General features: G+C 73.0%; 16 protein-coding genes, 1 tRNA gene and 1 riboswitch. Of the genes, 5 read left to right on the top strand and 12 right to left on the bottom strand.

The features are described 5' to 3' along the window. Positions 1–232 precede the first annotated feature (232 nt). The 4 genes from AC5677_RS13570 to AC5677_RS13585 all read right to left on the bottom strand — a co-directional run bounded on the left by AC5677_RS13570 (position 233) and on the right by AC5677_RS13585 (position 6,457). Complete coding sequence (locus tag AC5677_RS13570; protein ID WP_497195292.1) at positions 233–1,618, bottom strand: Cys-Gln thioester bond-forming surface protein; 1,386 nt, start codon at positions 1,616–1,618, stop codon at positions 233–235. A 300-nt stretch (positions 1,619–1,918) separates the two neighbouring features. Then, positions 1,919–2,395 (bottom strand): single-stranded DNA-binding protein, encoded by a 477-nt coding sequence (locus tag AC5677_RS13575; protein WP_497195293.1) that lies wholly within the window; start codon positions 2,393–2,395, stop codon positions 1,919–1,921. A gap of 184 nt (positions 2,396–2,579) precedes the next feature. Next, positions 2,580–4,544: a GTPase gene (locus tag AC5677_RS13580; RefSeq protein ID WP_497195294.1), complete on the bottom strand. Its 1,965-nt coding sequence runs from the start codon at positions 4,542–4,544 to the stop codon at positions 2,580–2,582. 179 nt (positions 4,545–4,723) lie between these two features. Then, positions 4,724–6,457, bottom strand: a complete 1,734-nt coding sequence (locus AC5677_RS13585; protein WP_497195295.1) for a dynamin family protein — start codon at positions 6,455–6,457, stop codon at positions 4,724–4,726. 303 nt (positions 6,458–6,760) lie between these two features. Between AC5677_RS13585 and AC5677_RS13590 the strand changes: the two genes are divergently transcribed. Further along, positions 6,761–6,836, top strand: a tRNA-Arg gene (locus tag AC5677_RS13590). Positions 6,837–7,056: 220 nt separating this feature from the next. After that, entirely contained in the window at positions 7,057–8,949 is a 1,893-nt protein-coding gene (locus tag AC5677_RS13595; protein ID WP_497195296.1) for a hypothetical protein, read from the top strand. On the opposite strand, the gene AC5677_RS13600 is transcribed toward AC5677_RS13595, so the two are convergent. Beyond that, positions 8,906–11,149, bottom strand: a complete 2,244-nt coding sequence (locus AC5677_RS13600) for a tetratricopeptide repeat protein (protein WP_497195297.1) — start codon at positions 11,147–11,149, stop codon at positions 8,906–8,908. The two genes, AC5677_RS13595 and AC5677_RS13600, sit on opposite strands and share 44 nt — an antisense overlap. A gap of 219 nt (positions 11,150–11,368) precedes the next feature. Next, positions 11,369–12,688, bottom strand: coding sequence for a Rossmann-fold NAD(P)-binding domain-containing protein (locus AC5677_RS13605; RefSeq protein ID WP_497195298.1), 1,320 nt, complete (start codon positions 12,686–12,688; stop codon positions 11,369–11,371). A gap of 135 nt (positions 12,689–12,823) precedes the next feature. Between AC5677_RS13605 and AC5677_RS13610 the strand changes: the two genes are divergently transcribed. After that, positions 12,824–13,657, top strand: coding sequence for a TetR/AcrR family transcriptional regulator (locus AC5677_RS13610; RefSeq protein WP_497195299.1), 834 nt, complete (start codon positions 12,824–12,826; stop codon positions 13,655–13,657). Positions 13,658–13,737: 80 nt separating this feature from the next. Beyond that, positions 13,738–13,826: riboswitch (ZMP/ZTP riboswitch) on the top strand. Between the two features lie 22 nt (positions 13,827–13,848). Further along, on the top strand, positions 13,849–14,769 hold the full coding sequence (locus AC5677_RS13615) for a bifunctional 5,10-methylenetetrahydrofolate dehydrogenase/5,10-methenyltetrahydrofolate cyclohydrolase (protein WP_497195300.1): 921 nt from the start codon (positions 13,849–13,851) through the stop codon (positions 14,767–14,769). A 27-nt stretch (positions 14,770–14,796) separates the two neighbouring features. Here AC5677_RS13615 and AC5677_RS13620 read toward each other — a convergent pair whose 3' ends face one another. The 3 genes from AC5677_RS13620 to AC5677_RS13630 all read right to left on the bottom strand — a co-directional run bounded on the left by AC5677_RS13620 (position 14,797) and on the right by AC5677_RS13630 (position 19,034). Beyond that, positions 14,797–15,450 (bottom strand): hypothetical protein, encoded by a 654-nt coding sequence (locus AC5677_RS13620; RefSeq protein ID WP_497195301.1) that lies wholly within the window; start codon positions 15,448–15,450, stop codon positions 14,797–14,799. 138 nt (positions 15,451–15,588) lie between these two features. Beyond that, the gene (locus AC5677_RS13625) at positions 15,589–16,713 is read right to left on the bottom strand and encodes a rod shape-determining protein (RefSeq protein ID WP_497195302.1); all 1,125 of its coding nucleotides are present in this window, start codon (positions 16,711–16,713) and stop codon (positions 15,589–15,591) included. A 197-nt stretch (positions 16,714–16,910) separates the two neighbouring features. Continuing rightward, positions 16,911–19,034: an FUSC family protein gene (locus AC5677_RS13630; protein WP_497195303.1), complete on the bottom strand. Its 2,124-nt coding sequence runs from the start codon at positions 19,032–19,034 to the stop codon at positions 16,911–16,913. Positions 19,035–19,359: 325 nt separating this feature from the next. Here AC5677_RS13630 and AC5677_RS13635 point away from each other — a divergent pair, with 325 nt between their 5' ends. Further along, positions 19,360–20,388 carry an alpha/beta hydrolase gene (locus AC5677_RS13635; RefSeq protein WP_497195304.1) on the top strand — a complete coding sequence of 343 codons (1,029 nt, stop codon included), beginning with the start codon at positions 19,360–19,362 and terminating at the stop codon, positions 20,386–20,388. A gap of 57 nt (positions 20,389–20,445) precedes the next feature. Here AC5677_RS13635 and AC5677_RS13640 read toward each other — a convergent pair whose 3' ends face one another. From AC5677_RS13640 to AC5677_RS13650, 3 genes are all read right to left on the bottom strand, one after another. Continuing rightward, positions 20,446–20,931, bottom strand: coding sequence for a hypothetical protein (locus AC5677_RS13640; RefSeq protein WP_497195305.1), 486 nt, complete (start codon positions 20,929–20,931; stop codon positions 20,446–20,448). 131 nt (positions 20,932–21,062) lie between these two features. After that, a complete protein-coding gene (locus AC5677_RS13645; protein ID WP_497195306.1) occupies positions 21,063–21,923 on the bottom strand; it encodes an ABC transporter permease in 861 nt (286 codons plus the stop codon). Further along, a complete protein-coding gene (locus AC5677_RS13650; RefSeq protein ID WP_497195307.1) occupies positions 21,920–24,619 on the bottom strand; it encodes an alpha/beta fold hydrolase in 2,700 nt (899 codons plus the stop codon). Before AC5677_RS13650 ends, AC5677_RS13645 begins: the two co-directional genes overlap by 4 nt. Positions 24,620–24,722: the final 103 nt, after the last annotated feature.

Here is a 24,722-nt window from a genome sequence, read left to right on the forward strand (position 1 = left end):
GGGATCTGTCAGGTCTGTATGCGCTCCGCCGCCCGGTCCGTGATGCGGCGCGGCCGTGCGAGGGCAGATACACCCATCTTGCCGTACAGCCGTGCCCGGAAGGAAACGAGTACGCCCGCGGCCCCGGAGCGTGACTGCGCTCCGGGGCCGCGGGATGCCTGGGTGGCTACCGTCCGCTCACGGCGTGAGGGCACGGTGGTCGCCGGGCGTCAGCGCTCGGTGACACGTGGTGTCACTGGGCGCCGGCCTTCTTCTTGCGGAGGAAGAACACCGCGCCGCCGCCGACCAGGACCAGGGCGACCGCGATGCCCGCGATCACCGGGGTGGCGTTGCTGGAACCGGTCTCGGCGAGGTCGGTGCCGTGGCCGCCGGTGGTGGCGCCCGTGGCGGGGGTGGGCTTGGGGGCGGGCGAGGCGCCGCCGCTGCCGGCGGTCTTGCAGTCCAGGACGCCGGAGAAGGTCTTCTTGAAGCCGCCGGCGCCCGTGATCGTGATCTCGTACGGCTGGTCCTCGGCCACCGGGACGGTCACGGTCTGCGACTTGCCCGGGGCGACCTCGTAGTCCTTGCCCGAGAGCTGGAAGCGGAACGCCTCATCGCCCTTGTTGCTGGCCGTGACGTCGACGCCACCCTTGGCGCAGTTCTTCTCGGCGGTGATCGCCGGGATGGCGCCCTGCTTCTTCCAGGAGACCGTGGCGGCCGCGGAGACCGTCGACTCGCTGGAGCCGGCCAGGATCTGCGTCTGGCTCTTGGCGTGCTCGCCGATGCCGGTGAAGGCGCGGCCGACCGGGACCTTGGTGGCGGCCTGGGCGGTCAGCGAGGTGCTGCCGTCGGCGGCGCCCTTGGGCACGTCGAAGAACAGCTGGGTGCCGTCGGCGGCGCTGGTGACGGGCTTGCCGTCCTTGCCGACGACCTTCACACCGGCCGGGAGGTCGGCGGCCGGGGAGACCGTGACGCTGTCGGCGTTGGTGTGCACGGTGACCGGGCCGAGCTTGCTGCCGGACTTGCCGGAGACGGCCGGCGGGTCCAGGGTCAGCGAGGCCTTGGGCTCGGCGAGGTTCTGTGCGGCCTTCTCCAGATAGTCGGCGAGCTTCTCGGCCGCCGGGTCGGCCGCGTCGACCTTGACGTGGTCGGAGAAGCGCCAGATCGCGACCTGGGTGCCGGCCGCGGCGGTGTTCTCGGTGAGGTTGCCCGCGTGCGCCTTGGAGGCGAGCGCGGCCAGGTCGTTCACCTGGGGGTAGGAGTTCTGCAGGATCCAGCGGATCTTGCCGGCGTCCGCGTTGTTGTGCAGCGACGAGGCGCTCCAGGGCACTTCCTGGTACTTCGCCTGCTGCTGGGTCGGGTTGTGGATGTCGATGCAGTACGTCTGCAGCGTGCCGCCGTTGTCGACCGACATCTCGAAGAGCCCCGCACCGACGCGCTGGTCCTGCCCGTCGGCGTGCACGATCGCCTGGTCGAAGGTCTTGAGACCGCCGAGCGTCGCCGTGGCGCCGCCCTGCGCGGGGGGTGTGTCATCCGCCGCGGCGGTCCCGGCGGTGGCTATCGCACTCGCCGCGAGCAGCCCGGAGGCCACGACCGCAGCGGCAAGACGGGCTGCGCCCCGCCTTTTCATCGCAAGCATGAATTTCCCCTCTGGGCGAGGCGGTCGAATGGGGGAAGGTGCCTCGCCGGAAAGATCCCGAAGGACTCAACAGCCGAACTAGTCAGCCCCCGTGAGTACTCGTCGGATCCTATGGAGCAGGCGCATCACGGTCCCCAGGAATGGCATCCCATAACCGATCCGAATCACAATCGTTACCGACACCAGGCATCCCTGCCTTGCGCTATCGATAAATCTCCGGGACCAATCGGGGCAGTAGTGGGCAAGCAAGGGCGCGGGTGGCGCTGATGGCGCTTCTTGTGCGATAGCACTGACGGTTTCTCAGGCGGTCCATTCCTGGAAAGGATTGGGCACATCGGGAGCCGGGCCGGCGTCCGGGGGCTCTTCCGGCGCCCTGTGCCGGGGTGGCACCGGGTCCGTACGCGCCCGTGTGATCCGGCGGAACGCGGCGGTGCCGCGGGCGAGATCGTGGCCGATCGCGACGGCGTCGACCTCCGCCGAGAACCAGCGCTGCCCGCCCCGCTCGGGCGGCTGCTCCCCTTCCCGTACGCGCAATCTGCCCTGCACCACGAGAGGTTCGCCGACCGCGACGGATGCGGCGACATTGTCGGCGAGGCCGCGCCAGGACCGGACGGTGTAGAAACTCGTCTCCCCGTCCGTCCAGCATTCCCGCGTCCGGTCGTAGCGCCGGACCGTCGTCGCCAGCCGGAACCTCGCCACCGGCACCCCGGCCGTCGTCGTCCGGTGTTCCACCGCCGTCGCGGCATTTCCCACCAGCGTCACCATCGTGTCGTTCACCGGACCGCCCCCGTCCCGTTTCCGCCCTGGCGCGTCTGCCACGCTCCACAGGGTCCCTCCGCGCGCTCGCCGGCGCCTGGATCCCATGCTGCACGGAATCGGCGGGCGCCGCGGAGGGCTGTGGACGACGGCGCGGCTGTGGACAACTCGGCCACCCGGAAGAGGGCGTCGGCCAGGTCGGGCCCTATGCGCCCGACGCCACCGCGTACTGTTCGCGCACCTCGCGGTAGCGCAACAGCTCGGCCGCGACCGGTTCCAGGACCCTGGCCCGGCCGCATCCGGCCGCCGCGTTCCGCAGCCGCCGCTCGGCCTCCTGCCCGTACCGCCGGGCCGGGCCGCGTGCCGCCAGCCGGCACAGCCACGCCAGCGCCGGGCCGCCCACCGACCCGATGACCGCGGGCAGCAGCGCGGAGAACCACGCCTCCGGATCGACCACACCGGCCGCCACACCCAGCAGCGACAGCACGCCGACGACCTGCAGGACGAGCAGCAGCCCCTGGAGTGCGGCGGCCACCGTCCACCACCGCGGCCGCCCGGCCGGCCCGCCCCGCAGGGACTGCTCGGCGTCGGCCGTCACCTTGTCCAGCGCCTGTGGCAGGCCCGCCGCGCCCCGGCCGGCCGCCTCGCGCACCGCATGGGCCCAGGGCGCCGGCAGCCCGTGCGCCGCCTCGCCCGCCACCGTGCGCACGGCCTGTTCCACCACCGGCCGTGCCGCCGCCCGGCCGTCCGTCTGGTTACCGGCGTACGCCCCGGCAGCGCCCGGTTGCCGCTGCCGTCCCTGACGGGCCACCGAACGGGCGGCGGCCGTGGCGTCCGGCCGCTGCCCGCCCCCGCGCTCCTGTCGCCCTTTCCTGCGCAGCCGGGACCAGGGTGAGCCGCAGGCCCGGTCCGCGTGCCGCAGCCAGTCGCGTTCCACGGCGCGGCCGGTGGCGACCGCGCCGACCGCGTCCGCCAGCCGGTCCTCGAACTCCGCGCGGGCCCGTTCCGTCAGCGCGACCCGGCTCTGCGCCACATACACCGACCGCAGCCGCTCGGCCGCCGCGTCCACATCCGCCGCCAGCCGCCGGTCCGCAGCACCCCGCTCCGCAACGAACTGGCCCAGCGCATCGCGCAGTTCGGTCACCCCGCTGCCGGTCGCGGCGGACAGCGCGAGCACCGCCGCACCGGGCTCCCCGTGCTCGCCGAGCGCCAGCCCGTCCTCGTCCAGCAGGCGCCGCAGATCGTCCACCACCTGGTCCGCGGCGTCCCCGGGCAGCCGGTCCACCTGGTTGAGGACGACGAACATGACCTCGGCGTAGCCCGCCAGCGGTCGCAGATACCGCTCGTGCAGTACGCCGTCCGCGTACTTCTCCGGGTCGACCACCCAGATGACCGCGTCCACCAGCTTCAGCATCCGGTCCACCTGGGCGCGGTTCCCGGTGTCCGAGGAGTCGTGGTCGGGCAGGTCGAGCAGGATCAGTCCGCGCAGCTCGGGGGTGCCGTCCAGCGCCAGGTTGCGCCGCCGGTCGGGCACGCCCAGGCGGTCCAGCAGTCCTTCCGCGCCCGGCGGCCCGCCCGGCCAGACGCAGGCCACCGCCTCCGAGGTCGTCGGCCGCCGCGCCCCGACCTGCGAACGGCTCGCTCCCGCCAGCGCGTTGAACAGCGACGACTTACCGCTCCCGGTGGCCCCGGCGATGGCGACCACGGTGTGCTGCCCGGAGAGCCGGTAGCGCTCCCGCGCCGCGTCCAGCACCCGCCCCGCCTCGTCCAGCGCCTCCCCGTCGAGCCGCGTCCGGGACAGCGCGATCAGCTCCCGCAGGGCATCGAGCCGGGCGCGCAGCTCGGCCGTCCGCGCACCCCTGGGCCGCTCCGCCACCCGCTCGTACGCCCCGCTCCGCACGCCGCCCGACCTCTCCCCTGTATTGCCCACCCGCGCGGAATCCGCTGCCACTTCCCTGGCGAGGGCGAAGTCCGTGTCCGTGTCCGTGTCCGTGTCCGTGACCGTGTCGGTATCCGCGTCCGTGTAGGCGGGGGTGTCCGCGTCGATGTTCGCGCCTCGGCCCCCGTCGATGTTCGCGCCGCTGCCCGCGCCCGTCCCTGCGCCCGCCGCCCAGCCGGCGTCCCGCGCGGGGTCCACGGCGCGCGGCGGCTCGGCGCGCGGCTTGAACACCCGCCGCCGCGCCCCTTCACCGCCCTGCACCCGCCGCGCAATCAGTCCGTCATCCCAAGCACCACGCGCCCCCTCAACTCCACCGGCCCCCTCCCCCGCCCCGCCCGCACCCTCCGCACCCACCACACCCTCCGCGCTCTCCGCACCTTCCCCGTCCGCCGCACCCGCCTGGGTTTCCCTCACCCCGACACCACCCTCTCCGCCTCCCGCACTCTCGCCTTCTCCCTCTGCAATACGGACAGTGCGGCGATCAGTTCGGCCTGCTGGTCGGACGGCACGGCCAGCCGCTCCAGCGGTGCCAGCCGCCGCTCGCGCTCACCGTCGAGGGCGCGCTCCAGGTACGTCACCAGCAGCCGGCTGCCGCGGTCGCACAGCCGCAACGCGGCCTGGGCCCCCAGCAGGTCGGCGAGATTTTCCCCGGCCGTACGGGCGCGTCGGCCGCCGAGCAGCGCCGTGGCCAGCAAGGCCGCCGACTCCTCCGGATCCACGGATCCCGCCCGCTCACCGCCCGGTCCGCCGCGCGCCTCGCCCCGTTCCTCCTCGGCCAGCTCCTCCAGGCAACGCCGCCAGCGCCGCACGATCACGCCGAGCCGTTCGCCCGCTCCGCCGCCGTCCGCGGGATCCGGTGCCGTGAGGTCCCGCGCCGCCGGATCCCGCCGCCACGCCTCCGCGGCCCGCTCGTCCGCCTCCTCGACGGCGCAGGCCAGCAACGACGTCAGCCCCTGTGTCAGCGCGTCCAGCAACTCGTCGGGCCGCCCGCCGGCCCCGTGGTCACGCCAGTGCGCCCGCGCGTCGCCGGCCAGCACCTCACCGGCCGCGACCTCCTGTCGTACCCGCTCGGCGGCCCGCTCGTACGCCTCCTCGACGCGGCCGGTCAGCCGCAGCGCCGCGGCGTGCTGGGCGGCGGCCGCCGAGGCCAGCGCCGGCAGCCGGCTGCGCAGCGAGGCGATCACTCCGGAGGCCGTACGGTCGGCGGCGCAGATGCGGGCGAGGGGATCCTGGGCGTGCCGCTCCAGCCAGTCCCGCAGCGCGGCGACCGCCGTGGCCGGCAGCAGTCCGCTGCCACCGCCGGCCGATTCGGGCAGTTCGGGAATGGTGAACCGGGGGACGTGGCCGAGCCCGGCGTGGTGGAGGAGTTCGGCGTAGCGCGCGGAGATGTCGGTGACGATCTGATGGGGCACCCGGTCCAGCACCGTCACCAGCGTGACGTCGTACTCCTTGGCCGTACGCAGCAGATGCCAGGGCACCGCGTCCGCATACCGTGCGGCCGTGGTGACCAGCACCCACACATCCGCCGCGCAGATCAGCTCCGCGGCCAGCTCCCGGTTCCGGGCGACCAGCGAATCGATGTCCGGCGCGTCCAGCAACGCCAGCCCACTGGGCAGCGCCGGATCCGTCTCGATCCGCACGGTCGGCATCCCCTGCTCGCCCGCGGCACCTTCGACGCCGTACCCGCCCGCCGCGTCCTCGTAGTCGAACGCGCCCTCCCCCTGCGCCCTGCGGGGAGCCCCGCTGCCCTCTCCCCCGTCCTGGCCCGGCACCCACACCCGGGTGAGCTGCGGCAGCACCCGCTGCCCGGCGAACCAGCGGTGATCGTCGGGATGACAGACCAGCACCGGCGTACGCGTCGTCGGCCGCAGTACCCCGGCCTCCGAGACCCGCCGCCCGACCAGCGAATTGACCAGCGTCGACTTGCCGGCCCCGGTGGACCCGCCGATCACGGCGAGCAGCGGGGCCTGCGGCGAACGCAGCCGGGGAATCACATAGTCGTCGAGCTGGGCGAGCAGTTCGGCCCTGTTACGTCGGGCCCGAGCGGCCCCCCGTAGTGGCAGCGGAAAGCGTGCGGCGTCGACGCGGTCGCGCAGTACGGACAGCGCGTCGATGAGCCGGGGTCGTACGTCCAAGGTCACCACATGTGCAGAATGCCCAATTTCGTTGGGTTTTTGAAGCGTATAGCCCTGTGTGCGCGCCACAAGAACCCGCACAGAACGGGACGAGTAACCCATGAGACGATCGAGACAGCTGAGACTCAGGCATAACGAGTGCACAACACCCGGCGCGCGAGACAGCAAAAGCGGTGCAGGATTCGTACCTGCCTGCGATTATCGGGATCGCTTCACCGAACCTCCACAACGTGCCACGGAGGTGAAGCAACCGGTACGAGGCACCCGGACCCCTATCCTTGTCCGCGGTCCGTGATCCACGTCCACCGCCCGGCCCCCGTAGCTCAGTGGATAGAGCAGGTGCCTTCTAAGCACTTGGCCGCAGGTTCGAGTCCTGCCGGGGGCGCCAGAGCAGACCCTCCCCTTGGGAGGGTCTTTTTGCTGCTGGTCAGGGGGCGGTAGGAGCGGTGGCGGCGTCTTGGCGGATGCGTCGGTGAGGGGCGTTAGCGGATGCCGGTTGCGTTTCGGTGGGGCGTGCGGGAGGGGGACGCGGGGTGGTCCGCTCGGCCCGTGGCTATCGTGACGGGCCGGAGAGGCCGCGCCGGCGGGGCGGGCGGCGAGGGGGTGCGGTGAGCGAGCGACGGGACGGCTGGATACGGGTGCCCGTCGGGGCCGAGGCGGGGCGGTGGGACACCCGGGGGCGCTGTCGGCGGGTGCTGTTCGTCGTGCACAACGTGACATCGGCGACCCGGCTGCTGGACGTACTGCCGCTGTTCCACGACGACCTGCGGGTGCAGATGCTGGCGACCTGTACGGGCTCGTCGCCGTTCCAGGCCGGGGTGGCGGAATTGCTGGCCGGGGTCGGCGTTCCGCTGCTGCCGTGGGCGCAGGCGTTGCGGACGCCGGTGGACCTGGCCATTTCGGCGAGCTTCGGTGGTCAACTGCACCTTATTCAGGGCAAGTTGGCCGTTCTGTCGCATGGTGCTGGATACAATAAGACGCTGGCCACGCCGGGAGCCGGGAGCCGGGAGCCGGGAGCCGGGAGCCGGAAGCCGGAAGCCGGAAGCCCTGAGGCAGAGGCCGATGCGCCGGTGTTCGGGATGTCGGAGGAGTGGCTGCTTGCGGAGGACGGCACTCCGATCGCGGATGCGATGGTGCTCTCCCACCCCGAACAGCTGGCGCGCCTGCGCGCCGCCTGCCCGCCGGCCGTCCCCACTGCCGTACTCGCCGGGGACCCCTGCTTCGACCGGATGCTCGCCGCCCTGCCGCACCGCGACCGGTTCCGCCGGACGCTCGGCGTCCGCGACGGCCAGCGGCTGCTGGTCCTCAACTCCACCTGGAACCCCGACTCGCTCTTCGGGGACGGCGGTGCCGAAGACCTGCTCCCCGCCCTCCTCCCCCGTCTGACCGGCGAACTCGCCGCCGACGAATACCGTCTCGCCGCCGTCCTGCATCCCAACATCTGGCACGGCCACGGCCCCGGCCAGATCAGGGCCTGGCTGCACCGCGCGCGGCGCGGCGGTCTCACCCTGCTGGACCCCCTGGAGGGCTGGCGGCAGGCGCTGATCGCCGCCGACGCGGTCATCGGGGACCACGGCTCCGTTACGTACTACGCGGCTGCCCTCGGCACGCCCGTCCTCCTGGGCGCCGCACCGTTCACCGGGCTCGACCCCCGCTCCCCGGTGGCCGACTTCGTCCGCACGGCCCCCCGCCTCGCTCCCCATGCGCCGCTGCCCCGGCAGATCGAGACGCTGATTGCCCGGCACCGTCCCCTCCCGGGCCCCGCGGAACTGACCACGTCCGTACCCGGAAAGTCCGCGGCGCTGCTGCGGGAGATGTTCTACGACCTCATCGGGATACCCGAACCCCCGGAGCCCGCAGTGCTCGCCCCGCTGCCCCTCCCGCCCTACGAACCGCCGCTGCGCACCGCCCCGCTGCGGGTCCTGACCCGGCGGATGGTGGACGGCGGTATCGCGATACGCCGGTTCGCCGAGCCCGCGTACGAGCCGGATGAGCCGGATAAGGCGGATGAGGCGGATCAGCTGGACGAGCTGGATGAGATGGTCGGGCTGGATGGGATGGATGAGCTGGACGGCGGCTTGCGCGATGCGGGGTGGGGGGCGCATCTGGCCGTCCACGAGGATCAGGCCGGTCATGACACGGTGGCGCCGGCCGATGTGATCTTCCGCTACGGGGCGGCCGACGATCCCCGGCTGGGACCGCCGGAGCGCTGGGGCGCGGAGGTCCTGGCGCGGTGGCCCCACTGCGCGCTCGCGGCGTACATCACGGGCCCCGACGCCTGCACGGTGCGCACCCGGGCGGGCGCGGTGCTCCGGCTGACCGGCGCGCCGTCCGCCCCCGACCCGGCCGCCTGCGCCTCCGCGCTGTATGCCGCACTGGCGGGCGGTGCCGCGCTCGACGGTCTGGTGGCGGGCGGGTTGACCGTACGCACCGGCCGGACCGCCCACCAGGTGACGGTCACCCCGCTTCACATCGCCGGCGCAACCCCTCCAGATGGCTGAAGTGGAAGCTCGCCCGCTCGTCCCGGAGCAGGGAGAGCGCCTCATCGATCAGCGGGCGCGCGGCAGAAGGATCACCGGCGTCGAGATGCATCTCGGCGAGGTCGGTGAGGGTACGCGCGGTGTTGTACGCCTCGGCGCTGTCGCGGAAGAAGCGCAGCGCCCGCTCCAGCCGCTCCTGGGAGTCGGTCCAGCGGCCCAGGCCCCGGAGGGCCCGGCCCCGATGGCGCTCCAGGAGCGCGCGGGCGCGCGGGACATCGGCGGCCCCTTCACCTTCCGCGCCGATGGCCGCCAGCAGGGCGTCGGCCTCGTCGAACCGCTCATGGGCATCCTGGAAGCGCCACTGGCGCAGCCGTAGCAGGCCCAGGGTCTCCACGGTGGTGGCCCGGCCGCGGAGATGCCCGGCGCGCTCCTCGGCCCGGCCCGCGGCCAGCAGCTCCGATTCCGCTTCTTCGTACCGGCGCACTTCCACCAGGGCCAGCGCGAGTTGGGTGTGCATCCGGCCGGCCATCCGGAAGGCGGCGGGCGAGGCGATGTCCGCGGCGGTGTCGGTGAGGGCGTCGGCGGCGCGCGTACCGGCCCGCAGTGCGGGCAGCAGCTCGTCGTGGCGTCCCGCCTTGAGCTGTACCGACCACAGCGCCTCGCACAGCTGGACCACCACGTCGTGGTCCTCGAACTCCTCGGCCGCACGGACGGCTTCGAGGATCTGGCCCAGCTCGCCGCCGAGTGCGGCCAGCGCCTCGCCGGGGCCCGCGTACGGGCCCTGCTCCAGCTGGGCGTACAGCGGGCCGAGGTGCCAGCGCTGCGGGAGCACGGCGCGGTCGGCGCGTACCGCGAAGCGCAGGGCCCAGGCCACGCCGCGCGATACCGCGGCGGAGCAGGCGGCGATGCCGTGCTCGCGGGTGGCGGCCGTTTCGGCGTGCCGTCGCACGGAGGGACGGAAGCGGTAGCGGCCGGTGTCCGTGGTCTCCAGCAGCCGGCGCTCGGCCAACTCGGCCAGCAGTGCCTCGGCTTCCCGTTCGCCGAGCCCGCCGATGGCGGCCGCCGATGCCGCACCGATGGCGGGCCACGGACGCAGCGCCAGCAGCCGGTAGAGCCGCGCGGCCCCGGCCTCCAGCTGTTGGTAGGCGTCGTCGGCGGCGTTCCGTACAGGGTCGTTGGCCGGGTCGGTGGCCGGATCGTTGGTGGGGTCGGTGGCCGGAGCGGTGGCGGGGTCGCTGTCGCGGGCGGTGGCGGGGTTGTTGGCGGGGCTGTGGGGAGGCATGGCGGGCTCCTGGGCCGGGCGGGGAGGCTCGGTCAGCCGCACGGCGGCGGCGCGCAGGGCGAACGGGGAGCCGGCACACCTGGTCAGCACCCGTGGTAGCTCCGCCCTCGCCGCGGCCAGGGCTTCCTTCCCGGCGAGCCGGCCCAGCAGAGCGCGGGCATCCTTGTCGGCCAGCGGACCGACGGCGACCGGCACCGCATCCAGACCGCTCAGCGGCCGCCGGGCGACCACGACCGTGAACACCCCGGGCGCCGACGTCAGCAGCGACTGCACCTGCGCCGCGGACCGGGCATGGTCGAGGACGACGAGCAGCCGGCGGTCGGCGATGCTGGTGCGATACCGATCGACGCGGTCCTCGACGGCCGGCGGAACCTCCTCGTTCGCGAATCCCAACTGCTGGAGAAGGCGGCACAGTACGGTGCCCTGGTCCAGCGTGCCGACCGCCGAGGCGCCGCGCAGGTCCACATACAGCTGCCCGTCCGGGAACCGGTCGGCATGCGCACTGCCCCAGTGGACGGCCAGCGCGCTGGTCCCGATCCCCTCGGGGCCGTGAATCACCACCACCCGCGGACGCCCGTCGGCCTTCCGCCCCGCCTCGCGGTCGAGACGCTTCATCAGGCTCTGACGGTCCGTGAAAAACCGTACGGAACTGGGCAGCCGACGCGGGACCGCAACGCCGCCGCCGAGTCTCGGGGCGCTGCGCACCCAGGCGTCCAGCGCTCGGGCATGCACCTCGTCGCGCCGGGCGCCGTCGACCAGCAGCGCGGCCAACGCCTCACGCTCGGTGCTCCCGACAGGCGCCGGCACTTCCCGCCCGGCGACCCGGCGCGCCAGCGCCCCCAGCGATTCCCAGGCCCGTTTCCCGGCCTCGTTGGCCATCGAAGCCGTCACCGCCCCGAGAACCGCCGTAACCGCCCCCACCGATATGGGATCCACCATGTCGCCGCTCCCCCCTGGCTCGGGCCCGACCGCCGGCCTGCCGGCAGCCCGGCCTGCTCGACTGCTGTCCGGTCACCCGGACCCCTGCCCCGCCGTCTCCCCCGCCGTCGCGGGCAACGCTATCGCTCCCTTCGCGTCCCGACGACGTCGCCGGGCGGCCGTGTCGATGAGGTCGGTGACCGGGCCGGTACGGGCCAGGGCGCGACCAGAGGCGAGCGGTTACCGGGGCTCGCTGAGCCCGGAGGAGGCGGCAAGCAGGCACGGGTAGTCGGGGAGGGTTATGGCGGCGGAGAGGGTGTTGCCCTGGTCGAGCATGGCCTGGACGGTGGCGGGGTCGTTCAGGGCCGCGTTGCGTGCGTCGATTGCCTCCTGGGTCGTCGGGGCCAGGAATTCGCCCGTTCCTCGGCCGCCTTCCTGGCAGGGGGTGACGTATGGGCGCAGCAGTTGTTCGTAGCGGGCGAACGCCTGGGTGTGGTCGCCGTCCGCCAGGGCCAGTTCGCCCGCCAGGACATAGGCGCCGACCAGCGCGGAGCCGGTGCCCATGCCGCCCAATGTGGCGCCGTAGGCGGCGTCGCCGAGAAGGACCGTGCGGCCGGTCGACCAGTGCGGTGCATCGACCCGGCTGATGGAGTCGAAGTAGAGATCGTCCGCGGCCCACAGGGTGTCGATGAGTTCCGGCGTCCGCCAGCCGGACCCGGCGTATGCCTCGGCTATCGCCTTCTTCTGGGAGTGCGGATCACGTCGGTCGTAGGACAGCTCTTCGCCGGATGCGAAGACGCAGAAGATCTCGCCCGTGTAGCCCGGGTCGCCCGCGCGCCGGGGAGTACGGCCGACGGTCGCCAGCCGGCCGGGCTCGGAGTAGCCGACCTGTTCGGCGCCGAGGTCGGGGGCGTCGGCGGGCAGGTCCCAGCCGGCCACGTAGTAGCCGAGGTGGCTGACGAAGTCCTTCTCCGGGCCGAAGGCCAGTCGGCGGACCGCGGAGCGCAGGCCGTCCGCGCCGACCACGAGATCGAAGGTGCGCGGGGCGCCGTGCTCGAAGGTGACCTGCACGCCGTCGTCGCCCTCGGTCAGGGACGCGATGGAGTCGCCGAAGACGTACTCGGTGGCGGCCGCGGCCCCGCTTCCGGGGAGTGCGACCTCGTCGGCCGGGGTGTGCAGGCTGCGGCCGCGGAGACCCTGCCCGTGGAGGCCCTGCCCGTGGAGGCTGTGCTCATAGAGGATGCGTGAGAGGTCCGAGCGGAGGATCTCGAGCTCACCGCCCGCGAACTCCGGTGGCAGTGCGGAGAGTTGGCGGCCCTGTGCGTCGATGAAGGTCATGGGGCTGCCGCCGGCGGCCCGGCACTTGATGGCATCGAGGACACCCATTCGCTGCAGTACGGACACCTGCACCGCCCCACGGAAGTCGACCGCGAACCCGCCGCCGCGCAGGGCCGGGGCCACTTCAATCACAGTCGGCCGGTAGCCGTAGCGCGCGAGCCAGTAGGCCAGGGCCGGGCCCGCCACGCTGGCACCCGAGATCAGGATCGTTCGCTGCGTCATTGCCTACTCCCCCGTGTAGCGGCCAACCGTCAGCGGTCGACCGTCGTGCATGACACCGGCAAGAAAAACTGTATCTGATGGACACTAATTAGTGTACCCCGGAGACAGTTTTCGGGGCGGATTTACTATGCGGGGGTGGCTGGAGACGACGAGAAGCGCAGCGTGTTCGGGGCCCAGGCGGGCAGCGTGGAGCTGCTGTGGGGCCGGCGGGAGCGGCCCAGCCGCGGCCCCAAACCTGCCCTGAGCCTGGAGCGGATCACTCGTACGGCCATGGCCCTCGCCGATACCGGCGGGCTGGGGGCGGTGTCCATGCAGCGGGTCGCGGGCGAACTGGACTTCACCAAAATGTCCTTGTACCGCTATGTCCCGGGCAAGACGGCGCTGGTGGCGCTCATGATCGACACGGCCATGGGTGAGCCGCCGGCCCCGGCCGAGGGCGACGACGGCGGCTGGCGGGCCGCGCTGCGCGATTGGGCCGGGCAGCTCGCGGCGGCCTTCGAGCGCCACCCCTGGCTCCTGGACGCGGCCACCGGCCCGCGCGTCATGGGCCCCAACGAGCTCGGCTGGACCGAACGCGCCGTCAGCGCACTGGCGGACACCGGCCTCAACGGCGGCGAACAGCTGGACGCCGTGGTCGTCGTGACCGGCCATGTCCGGGCCATCGCGCAGGTGTCGGCGTCGATGGGCCTGGGAAGCGCGCAGGCCAAGGAGCCGGAGCAGGTGATGAGCGCGGCCCTGAACGAACTGCTCGTCGGGCGCTCCGACAGGTTCCCGGCCCTGACCGCCGCCCTAGCGTCCGCGGAGGAGACCGACTCCCGCGACCAGTCCCTGGAGTTCGGGCTGGAGCGCATCCTGGACGGCTTGGAGGCACATATCGCACGGCGGGCGGGGACGAAGGCGGAGGTGGAGGTGGAGACGGAGATGGGGATGGAGACGGACGCGGAGGCCGAGACGGGGCAACGACGGTAGGGGGAAAGGGAGGTGGGCATGAGCAGAGGGAGCCTCCACCCCGTCAGATCCCACCCGGTCCCGTCCCGTCCGCTACCCTTGCCGCAGGCCGTGACTGGCGCGTGAGGTGGAGTACCACCGGGGAGCGGCCCGACGCATCTCGTCAGTGCCGTGCGCCTGGGCGACCCGCAGCCATGACGCAGGAGCAGCCCATGTCCCAGGCCCGGACGCCTACCGCCCGTCTCATGGACGGCCGTCACCTCGCCCGCCGGATCGTCGACCGGAGCGCCACCGTCGCGGCGGCCGTCGCGGCGCGGAGCGGCGTGACACCGTGCTTGGCGACCGTGCTGGTGGGCGAGGATCCCGCCTCGGTGACGTACGTCCGGATGAAGCGTTCCCGGTGTGCGAAGGCCGGGATCCGGTCGCGGCACATCGAGCTGCCGGCCGCGACCACCACCGATGAACTGGTCGCCGTCATCGGGGAACTGTCCCAGGACCCCGAGGTGCACGGCATCCTGTTGCAGCATCCGGTACCGCCGGGCATCGACGAGCGGGCCGCCTTCGAGGCCATCGCACCGGAGAAGGACGTCGACGGCGTGACGACCCACTCGTTCGCCGCGATGGGTTTCGGGCTGCCCGGCGGCTTTGCGTCCTGCACGCCCGAGGGCATCATGCGGCTGCTGGACGAGTACGGGGTGGAGCTCGCGGGGAAGCGGGCGGTGGTCGTCGGGCGGAGCGCCATTCTCGGCAAGCCGGTGGGAATGCTGCTGCTCGGGCGCGATGCGACGGTGACGTACTGCCATTCGCGCACCGCCGACCTGGCCTCGGTCGTGCGGGAGGCGGATGTACTGGTCGCGGCGGTCGGGCGGGCGCGATTCATCCAGGGCACGGACATCAAGCCGGGCGCGGTGGTGATCGATGCCGGCTACAACCCCGGGAATGTGGGCGATGTCGACTTCGAGTCGGCCCGCGCGCGGGCGAGCCTGATCACTCCGGTGCCGGGCGGGGTCGGGCCGATGACCATTGCCGTGCTGCTGGAACAGACCGTTGCCGCGGCGGCCAGGCGGCTGGGCATCGAGGCGGACTTCGCTCCCGGGGACGCCCTCACCCCCGGGGACGCCCCCGCGCGCTGACCCCGCGCCTTCACCGAGGGCGAGGGCTCAGCCCGCCACCAGCCAAAGAACCAGCCTGATCAGCACGAGCGCGTTGAGCGCCACCGGTCCGATGGTGAGCAGCGGGCTGTCTCTGTGGCGCTGGAAAAGGCGGATGCCGCGCCAGATCCCGTAGGCCGCCAGCCCGGCCGAAGCGAGCAGGAGTGCGGTCGTCAGGGGCGGCACCCTCATGCCCGACTGCACCGCGATGTAGAGGACGGTGTACGTCACTAACGCCTGTGGCACCCCCAGGAGGACTATCTTCCGCACCTCGGCCGGATCCGGGGCGGCGGGGGCCGGGGCGACGGAAGCCTGCGCGGCGGCCCGCTTGCGGGGCGGGACCGCCGGGGGCGGGGGACCCGCGGCAACCATCTCGGGAATGGCGGTGTTTACCCCTCGGGCAGGAAGCGGAGGGAGGGCTCTGTGCAGCAGATCGGCGAAGTCCGGGTCCGACCGCAGTTCGTCGGCGATCACGGAGCCGACGATGCTCGCCGATCCCTCGCCGGGCTGCTCGTGCAGGCGGGCCAGCGCGGCGGCCCCCAGGGTGGTCCTGCCCAGCCGTCCCCAGACCAGTTCGCGTACCACCGACTGCTGTTCGGCCGGAAGCGGTACTTCTGCGGTCAGCACCTGGACCGCCAGTGCGGCCAACTCCTCAACGGGCATACCCGTCCTCCCCCGTACCTCGGCAGGCCTGAGATCGTACGAGGAGTCCGTGCCGGGGAACAGGGCGGGGAATGCGGTCCGTGCGGGGGCACATGGCCACGGATTCCCCGCCGTCCCCCTCCCCACGGCCGCGGCCTCCTACAGCCGCACGGTCCTGCGCGGCCGTTCCTTTGCGCCCGTCAGCAGGCCGTGCAGCGAGGCGAATTCGTCGACGCACTTGGCGGTGCCGTTGACGACGCAGTCCAGCGGCTGGTCGGCGACGGTCACCGGGACGCCCATTTCCTCCGCGAGCCGCAGGTCCAGGCCGCGCAGCAGGGCGCCGCCGCCGGTCAGGGCGATGCCGCGCTCGATGATGTCGCCGGAGAGTTCCGGCGGGCAGGCGTCGAGGGTGTGGTGGACGGCTCGGATGATGGCGTCGACGGGCTCGGTGAGGGCCTCGCGGATTTCTTCCTCGGTGATCTCCTGGATGCGGGGCAGGCCGCTGACGTGGTCGCGGCCGCGGACGGTGAAGGAGGTGCGGCGCTGCGGTTCGCCGTCCTCGTCGGTGACCACCGGGGTCCAGGCCGCCGAGCCGATGGCGATCTTGATGTCCTCGGCGGTGCGTTCGCCGATGGCCAGGGTGTGCTTCTTCTTGATGTAGGCGGCGATGGCGGCGTCCAGGGCGTCGCCGGCGATCCGTACGGACCGGGCGGTGACCAAGCCGCCCATGGAGACGACGGCGACCTCGGTGGTGCCGCCGCCGATGTCCACCACCATGCAGCCCACGGGTTCGTCGACGGGGAGGCCGGCGCCGATCGCGGCGGCCATCGGCTCCTCGATGAGGTGGACTTCGCGGGCGCCGGCGCCGCGGGCGGAGTCGACGACGGCGCGGCGCTCGACGCCGGTGATGCCGGAGGGCACACAGATGACGACCCGCGGCCGGGCGAACCGGCGGCTGGGCAGGGCCTTTTTCATCAGGGCGCGGAGCATCTGCTCGGCCGCGTCGAAGTCGGCGATGACGCCTTCCCGCAGGGGACGCATCGCGGTGATCCCGGAGGGGGTGCGGCCGATGGTGCGTTTGGCCTCCGCGCCGACGGCGATGACCTCGCCGGTGCCGTTGACGGCGACCACGGACGGTTCGTTCAGCACCACGCCCTTGCCGCGGGCGTACACCAGGGTGTTGGCGGTGCCGAGGTCGATACCGATGTCGTAGGTGCCGGAGGAGGAGGCGGACCTGTCGGCGGTCTTGCCGGACGACGCTCTCGTGGAAGTGCTGGACGCCATGGGGAGATCGGGTGCTCTCTCTCGACTGGATGACGATCGGCCGGCTGACGATCGACGGGGTCACGATCGACGGGCTGACGATCGACGGGGGTCACGATCGACGGATGACGGGCTTCGGGCATTGTGGAGCAGAAGTAACCATTGTCTCACCTGAGGCAAAGACGTCCATCCACGTGCATTGCGGGCACTCAACAAGACTACTGGGCGGGCGGAATGGTTCCCTCCGCGCCCCGGCGGGCCGCACGGTTGCGGCCGCCCCGCCCTTTGGAGAGCGCCTCGGCGAACTCGTCCAGCGCGTCCAGCAGCAGGTCAGCGGCGCGCAGCGCGACGCCCTGGCTTGCGGATTCGGCGTCCCACCGGTTCCACACCGCGCGCAGCGCGCGCCACTCCAGCCGGTCGCGTTGCCGTACGGCGCGCGCGGCGCGTTCCAGGGCGGGGCGCAGTTCGGCGGCGAAGGCGGCGGCGCCGGGGGACGGTTCGGCGTCCTTGTCGGGGAGATGGGCCTCCATGATCATCGTGACCCGGCCCATGGTGGCGAGGGCGGCGCCGGCGGCGGTGGCCGCGGTGCGGGAGAGGCCGCGGTGGCGTACGGGTTCCTTTTCGGCGCGGGCCTCGCTCTCCTCCCAGGCGGCGCGGGCGGCGCGGGCGTCCAGGAGGGCCTCGCGGACGTGCCGGGGGCGGCGTTCGGCGGGGCGGGCGTAGCGGTCCAGGACGGCCAGCGCATAACGCCCGTTGGCCTCCAGCCATTCGGCGAGGCGGTCGCGCAGCTTGGGGGTTTCCCAGGCGGGGAACAGGGCGTACGAGAGCATGGCGAGCAGTCCGCCCAGAAGGGTGAGCACCACGCGCTCCTCCACGGTCTGGGTCCAGCCCTCGCCGGCGATGCCCAGCAGGAAGATGACATAGCCGGCCACGCAGGCCGAGGTGACCGAGACGCCGGTGCGCATCAGCAGATACATGAGGAAGACGAAGAGGACGGCGAGCCCGGCGCAGACATAGCGGCCGGGATGGGCGAGCGCCATCAGGCCTCCGCTGACGGCGACGCCGACGAGCGTGCCGCTGAAGCGAGCCACACCGCGGGAGTAGGTCTGGCCGAAGTCGGGGCGCATCACCATGACGGAGGTGAGCGGCGCCCAGTAGCCGTGGCCGAACGGGAGGGCGGTGCCCAGGAGATAGCCGAGGCAGGCGACGGCGCTGACGCGCAGGGCGTGCCGGAAGATGCGGGAGGACCAGCGGGCCTCGCGGCGCAGGGCACGCAGGGCCACGGGGACGAGCCGGGGGACGCTGGGGCGCAGCAGATGGCCGCGTTCGGCTGCGGTGGTGGGGCGGGTGGCCCGGACGGGCTCGTCGGTGAGTTCGACGGCGTCGGCGAGCAGGGAGATCAGGCGGTAGGCGGAGCGGCGGGCGGCGCCCTTGAGCATCGGGCCGGAGGCGGGGACCTCCAGGGTGGCCATCGCCTCGGGCGGCAGGCGGACGGGGCCGGCGTGCCGTACGGCGTGGGCGACGGCGTCCAGGACTGCGCCCGCGGCCTGGAGGAGGTCGCGGGCGCGGTCGCGTTCGGGGCCTTCGAGCGGGGCGCCGACGACGGGGTCGGCGAGTGAGGCGAGGACGGGTCTGACGCGTTCGGCCAGGCCCCGGGGGCCGTGCAGCTGCACGGGGCGGCGCCTGGCCTGACGCGGCGTCACCTCGGAGGCGAGGCGGGCGTCCATGAGGGGCGCCGGGTCGAAGGGCGCCACCGGGTCGTGGCGGAGGCGGCGGGCGCAGTCGGCCTCGGCGGCCAGCGCGTCCGCGAGGGCGTCGCGCTGCACTCCCCAGGGGCGTACCGGGAAGGCGATGATCAGGGCGGCCTGGACGAGGCCGCCGCAGAAGATCAGGGCGGCGTGCTCCAGGGCGCTGAGGACCGAGGTCGGCAGGGTGACGGTGACCAGCATGATCGCCACGGTCTGGGTGCCGGCCAGGCCGGAGACCGGGCCGATCGCCCAGGCCATCCCGGCGAGCAAAGTCCAGCCGGCGAGGAGCAGGACGAAGACCGGGAGGCGGGAGGCGGCCAGGTAGCCGAGGAAGGTGGAGACGGCGAGCGCGGCGGCGACGCCGAGGGCCAGGACGGGGCGGGGCCGCATGCTGCGCTGGAAGGTGACGAGGCCGGAGGCGAACGCGCCGAATGCGGAGGAGACCGCGAGGGCGGGGTCGCCGCGCCACAGGCACAGGCCGATGACGAGGGCGACACCGACCGCGCCGCGCACCGCGATCACCGGAGTGAGCTTGGCCCGCTCGATGGTCAGCCCGGAGCGGGCGGTCTGCTTCAGGGCGCGCGGCCAGGTCATATCGAGAGAATACGGTCAAGAGGGACGGGCTTCCGGAAGGGTTGGCGCCGGTTGCCGCCGGGGCTCGGCGGGAGTGTCGCCGAGCCGGTCGCGCGCATCCCGGGGCGCAGGCGCGCGCCCGTACGCGCCGCCCCCGCGCCGGGAAAATGACGGTAAACCCGGGTTCCGCTGTACGTAAACATCCCAGGTCAGGGCGGTGTGCCCGGATTCCGGATATCCGGTGCGACGAATCCGACACGTCACACGGGAAACCGTCCCGTGGGGCCGTCCCCTCTTGGCGGACAGGCCGGGGCCTTCCCGGTTTGTCCGGCAAGGAGAAAGCGTCGTGCGCAAAGCCCTGTTCACCCCGGTGATCACCCTGTTCACCCTGACCTCGCTCGCCCTTACGGCCGGCTGCGGCACGAGCGCGGCCACCAAGGCGGGGCCCGTACGGTTCGCCGCCCCCGGGCCGGGCACCGCCTCGCACGCCTCGGCGCCGGAGAAGGGGAAGCGGTCGCTGGTGCGCTTCCCCACGCATCCGATCAGCTTCACGGAGGAGAGCCGGGTCGGCGGGGCCGGGGAGAACACCCCGATAGGCGTGACCACCCTGCACGGCCGGAAGTCGGGCTTCACCGGGAAGGTGTGGGTGTGGGCGCCGCCGGAGTACTACGACAAGCGCAACGCGAACAAGGGCTTCCCGGTGATGGAGGCCCTGCCCGGCTCCTACGGCTACCCGGTCAACTACTGGATCGGCTCGGACCTGAAGCTGGAGGAGAGCCTCGCGCAGTGGTCCAAGAACGGCACCAGCCTGCCGTTCATCCTCGTCATGCCCGTGCTCAATCCCAATGACAAGCAGTACTACGACGGCAGCGACATCCCCGGCCAGCCGAAGATCGGCACCTGGCTGAGCAAGGACGTGCCCGATCTCGTACGGCAGAACTTCCGTACCCTCAACACCCGCAACGCCTGGGCGATCATGGGTTCTTCGTCGGGTGGGTTCGCGGCGCTGAAGAATGTGCTGCAGAACCCGGGGACGTTCAAGGTCGCGATCCCCAACGGGCCGGACATCGTGCCCGACTCACCGCTGTGGAACGGCCACGCCCGGGAGGAACGGGCGAACAACCCCGAGGTGCTCGCCCGGCGGCTGATGGCGCGCGGCGGACCGGAGGTCTTCCTGGCCTTCCAGGACGGCTCGAAGGAGAACACCGTGCTGCCCAAGGTGCGGAAGTTCATCGCGCAGTACGGGCACGGGCCGATAAGGACGCGGCTGCAGGTCGTGCCGAACGGTACGCACAGCGCCGCCACCTATGTGCAGGGGCTGGGCGAGGGCACGATGAAGTGGGTCAGTGCACGGATGCAGGGGCCGACCGCCTGAGAGCCGGGGCCCCGGCACCTGGCGCCCGGTGCCGGGCCACGATCCACCGGGCCGCCTCTACGGCGCGCAGTCGACGTCCTGGAGCTCGATCGGCTGCGAGTCGAGGCCCACGTAGGCGGTGAAGCTGCCGCGGGTCCCGCCGTCCCAGATGGTGGTGACGGTCGCCCAGCCGACACCGGCGGACTGGGCCGTGGTCACCTTGCCTATGGAGATCTCGCGGGGGGTGTTCTGGGCGCAGAGCAGCAGGTCGTAGCCCTCGGTGTGGGCGGCGCGGTCCTTGAGGTAGTCCGAGACCTGATGCTCGCGCGCCCAGTCGGTGGGGCCGTGGTGGCCGTAGAAGGTGCTCAGGAAGCGGCGGATGTCGGTGGCGTCGTGCCGGCCGTTGGGGTCCGTACGGACGGTGGCCGCGGCCGGGCCCGCTGACCGGTGGGCGGCGGCCGGTCCGGCGGCGGGAGCGGCGGTCGCCGGGACGGCGGCGAGGGTCAGGGGCAGGGCCACCCCGAGGGCCGCGGCGGCGGCACCACGCGAAACGGTACGGAGCATGTGATGTCCTCAACTTCCGGAATTACCGCTGTTTGAACGCTGTGTACGTTAGACACCGGTACCCGCCGAAAGGTTGCAACGCCCGGCCTGGGGAGGGACGTTCACCGCTCCCTACGCCCCTCCGTACGCCTCTACGACACCACGTCCTTGCGCGCGAACCCCCGGAACGCCACCGCCACCAGCACCAGCGCATACGCCACCGAGACCGACGCCCCCTGCACCATCCCCGACCACTCCATCTGGGGCTGCAGGGCATCGGCCCAGGAGTACTGCCAGTGGGCGGGCAGCACCTCGCGCCAGGAGCCCAGCGCCGTGACCTGGTCCAGGACATTGCCGACGATGGTCAGTCCGACGGCGCCGCCGACCGCCCCCAGCGGCGCATCGGTCACCGTCGACAGCCAGAAGGCGAGGCCCGCGGTGACCAGCTGGCTGACGAAGACATAACCGACCACGACCGCCAGCCGCGGCACCGCATCCGCCGCCGGCAGGGCCCCGCCGGCAGGCAGTTGGAGCGGGCCCCAGCCGTACGCGGCGGTGCCCACCCCGAGCGCGACCAGCGGCAGCAGCACCATCGCGGCGGCGCTGAACACCAGCCCGATGGTGAGCTTGCTCAGCAGCAGCCGGGCGCGCGGGACGGGCGCGGCGAGCAGATAGCGCAGCGAGGACCAGCTCGCCTCGGAGGCGATGGTGTCGCCGCAGAACAGCGCCACCGGGACGACGAGGAGGAAGCCCACGGAGACGAACAGGACGGTGGCGGCGAAGTTCCCGCCGGAGGCGGTCGCGGTGTCCATCAGGGAGATCCGGCCGTTGCCGCGGCCTTCCGGGTCGCCGCCGATCGCGAACGCGGCGACCAGCACGAACGGCAGCAGCGTCAGGATCGCGGCGATCACCAGCGTGCGGCGGCGGCGCAGCTGGCGCCGGGCCTCGACCCGTAGCGGGAGGGTGTGGCGCGGACGGTAGCCGGGCGCCGCGGCCGTGGGAGTCGCGGTCATCGGGCGTCGTCTCCGATCAGGGTGAGGAAGGCGTCCTCCAGGCGGCGGTGCGGGCCGATGCGGTTCACCGGGATCTCCAGCTCGATGAGGCCGGCGAGGAGCGCGGGGGTGCCGTCCGGGTCGGTGAGACGGATCAGCAGGCCCTCGTCGGCGTGGACGGCGGAGGCGACGCCGGGCAGCGCCGCGGCCTTGTCCACCAGGGCGTCGGAGAGCGGCAGGGTCCCCGCGACGCCGACCAGCAGGGTGTCCCCCGAGCCGATGATCTCGGCGACCGGCCCGGCCTGGACGAGCCGCCCACGGTCCATGACGACCAGATGCGTACAGCTCTGTTCGACCTCGGACAGCAGATGGCTGGAGACGATCACCGTGCGGCCGGCCGCGGCGTAACGGATCATCACGTCGCGCATCTCGCGGATCTGCGGCGGGTCCAGGCCGTTGGTGGGTTCGTCGAGGATCAGCAGATCCGGCAGGCCCAGCATGGCCTGGGCGATGGCCAGGCGCTGCCGCATGCCCTGGGAGTACGTGCGCACCGCGCGCTGCAGGGCGTCGCCGAGGCCGGCGATCTCCAGCGCCTCGTCGAGGCGGGCGTCGGCGGCGGGGCGGCCGGTGGCCTGCCAGTACAGCTCGAGGTTGGCGCGGCCGGAGAGATGCGGCAGGAATCCGGCGCCCTCGACGAACGCGCCGACCCGGGAGAGCACCGGCGCACCGGGCCGGATGGCCTGCCCGAAGACCCGGATCTCGCCGTCGTCGGGCCGGATCAGACCCATCAGCATCCGCAGTGTGGTGGTCTTGCCGGCGCCGTTGGGCCCCAGCAGGCCCAGGACCTGCCCCCGCTCCACGCGGAAGGACAGCTCGCGGACCGCATATCTGTCGGTGGATGTGGCGTAGCGCTTGCTCAGGCCGCTGATCTGCAGCGGGACATCGGCGAGCGCCGGGTCGGGGGCGGGTGCGGCGGTCCGGCGGCGGGCGGTGAGCAGCAGCAGCGCGGCGAGGACCGCGGCCGCGGCGGGCAGCTCCCAGGTCCAGGCGGGCAGGGGCGCGGCGGCGCCGCGTGCCTGGGGGGCGGTGGGCACACTGAGCGCGCTCTTGAGGGAGACGGTGTAGGTGGCGGGCCGGGCGGGTGAGGCGTAGCCGAGGTCGGTGGCGGCCAGCACCAGCCGCATCCGGTGCCCGGCGGCGAACTCGTGGTCGACGGCGGGGAGTCGCAGGCGTACGGTCCTGCCGTCCCGGGCGTCCTCGATGCGGTACGGGGTGACCAGCTGGGACGGCAGCACCTGGCGGCGGCCGTCGGGGCCCACGTCGTAGACCTTGGCGAAGAACACCGCGTCCGGTGCGGTGGACCGGACCCGGACGGTGGCGGTGGGGCTGCCGGTGAGATGGACCGGGGCCGGCAGCCGCTCCGAGTCGAAGTGGGCGTACTGGCCGGGGAAGTCGAGGGAGAGTCCGACGCCCGCGGAGGACAGGCCGCCGAGCGAGCCGATGCCCGGCACGGTGGAGATTGCGGGCGGTCCGGCGCCGGCCGGGTTGGCGAAGCGCTGGGTGCGGCCGGCCAGTGGGACGCGCCGGGGGTCGTTGTCCAGGCCGGGGTAGCGGTCGCCGCTCGCGCCGCGCAGCCGCAGCGTCCCCTTGGTGGAGTCCACGCCTCCGGTGCGGCTGATGCGGAACGCGGGCCCGGTGTCGGCGCCCTTGTCGCCCTTCAGATAGCGGTCGAACCAGGCCTTCGTGCGGGCCGCGACCCGCGCGGTCTCGCGGTCGCCGCCGTCGTGCCCGCCGGCGATCCAGTCGACGTCCACCGGCGCGCCGTTCGTGCGGATCGCCTTCGCCATGGCGTCGGCCTGGCCGAGCGGGAAGAGGGAGTCCTGCCGGCCCTGGAAGATCAGGGCCGGCACCTTGATGTGGCCGGCCACGGCGGAGGGGCTGCGGTCGGCGAGGAGTTTGCGGGCGGCGGCGTCCGGCTTGCCCGCGACGGCGACCCGCTCGTACATCGCGCACAGTTGCGCGTCGAACTTTCCGCAGCCGCCGGACGCACCGGGAGCCTTGCCGGGTGTGCCGGTGGGGGCGCCGGCCGCGCCCGTGGTGAAGAAGATGCCGGCCCACAGCTTCTTGAACACGCCGTTGGGGAAGAGGGCGTCGGCGAGGTTCCAGTAGGTGATCCCCGGGACGATGGCGTCCACCCGCCGGTCGTGTCCGGCCGCGAGCAGGGCGATCGCGCCGCCGTACGAGGCCCCGGCGACGCCGACGCGGGGATCGCCCGCCTTGTCGAGCCGGACCTCGGGACGCTTCGCCAGCCAGTCGATCAGCCGGCTGACATCGGCGACCTCGCGGTCCGGGGCGTTCAGCCCGATCTTCCCGGTGGATTTGCCGAAGCCGCGGGCCGACCAGGTCATCACCGCGTAGCCGTCCCGGGCCAGTTGCTCGGCCTGCGCGCGGACATCGGCCTTGCTGCCGCCGAAGCCGTGGCCGAGCAGGACCGCGGGGCGACGGCCGGACGAGGCGCCGGCCGTGAAGAAGGAGGTGTCGATCCGCTCCCGCTTCGCCCCGCTGCCCGGCGCGCCGTGCACCGTCAGGAACCGGTCCTCGCGGTGCACGGCGGGTGCGGCTCCGGAGGACGCGGCCGCCCAGGTGCCGCCTCCTATGAGGACGGCCAGGGCGCCCGCGGCCGCGTACAGGCGCCGCCCGCGCAGTCGAAGATCCATGGTCGAATCCTAGGCACGGGCCCCCGCCGGGCGCCCCGTCCGCCGGGCGGAACCCCGTGCCCTCCCAGGGAAGTAGACAGGTCGGGGCCCGTACCGCGGTTGC

The sequence above is a fragment of the Streptomyces sp. JLSY215 genome, from assembly GCF_059682825.1.

Bases quoted from the DNA above. Each gene is read 5' to 3' on its own strand.
- AC5677_RS13640 (WP_497195305.1), bottom strand. From the start codon at position 20,931: ATGCTCCGTACCGTTTCGCGTGGTGCCGCCGCCGCGGCCCTCGGGGTG.
- AC5677_RS13630 (WP_497195303.1), bottom strand. From the start codon at position 19,034: ATGACCTGGCCGCGCGCCCTGAAGCAGACCGCCCGCTCCGGGCTGACC.
- AC5677_RS13650 (WP_497195307.1), bottom strand. From the start codon at position 24,619: ATGGATCTTCGACTGCGCGGGCGGCGCCTGTACGCGGCCGCGGGCGCC.
- AC5677_RS13600 (WP_497195297.1), bottom strand. From the start codon at position 11,149: ATGGTGGATCCCATATCGGTGGGGGCGGTTACGGCGGTTCTCGGGGCG.
- AC5677_RS13605 (WP_497195298.1), bottom strand. From the start codon at position 12,688: ATGACGCAGCGAACGATCCTGATCTCGGGTGCCAGCGTGGCGGGCCCG.
- AC5677_RS13570 (WP_497195292.1), bottom strand. From the start codon at position 1,618: ATGCTTGCGATGAAAAGGCGGGGCGCAGCCCGTCTTGCCGCTGCGGTC.
- AC5677_RS13615 (WP_497195300.1), top strand. From the start codon at position 13,849: ATGTCCCAGGCCCGGACGCCTACCGCCCGTCTCATGGACGGCCGTCAC.
- AC5677_RS13625 (WP_497195302.1), bottom strand. From the start codon at position 16,713: ATGGCGTCCAGCACTTCCACGAGAGCGTCGTCCGGCAAGACCGCCGAC.
- AC5677_RS13645 (WP_497195306.1), bottom strand. From the start codon at position 21,923: ATGACCGCGACTCCCACGGCCGCGGCGCCCGGCTACCGTCCGCGCCAC.
- AC5677_RS13620 (WP_497195301.1), bottom strand. From the start codon at position 15,450: ATGCCCGTTGAGGAGTTGGCCGCACTGGCGGTCCAGGTGCTGACCGCA.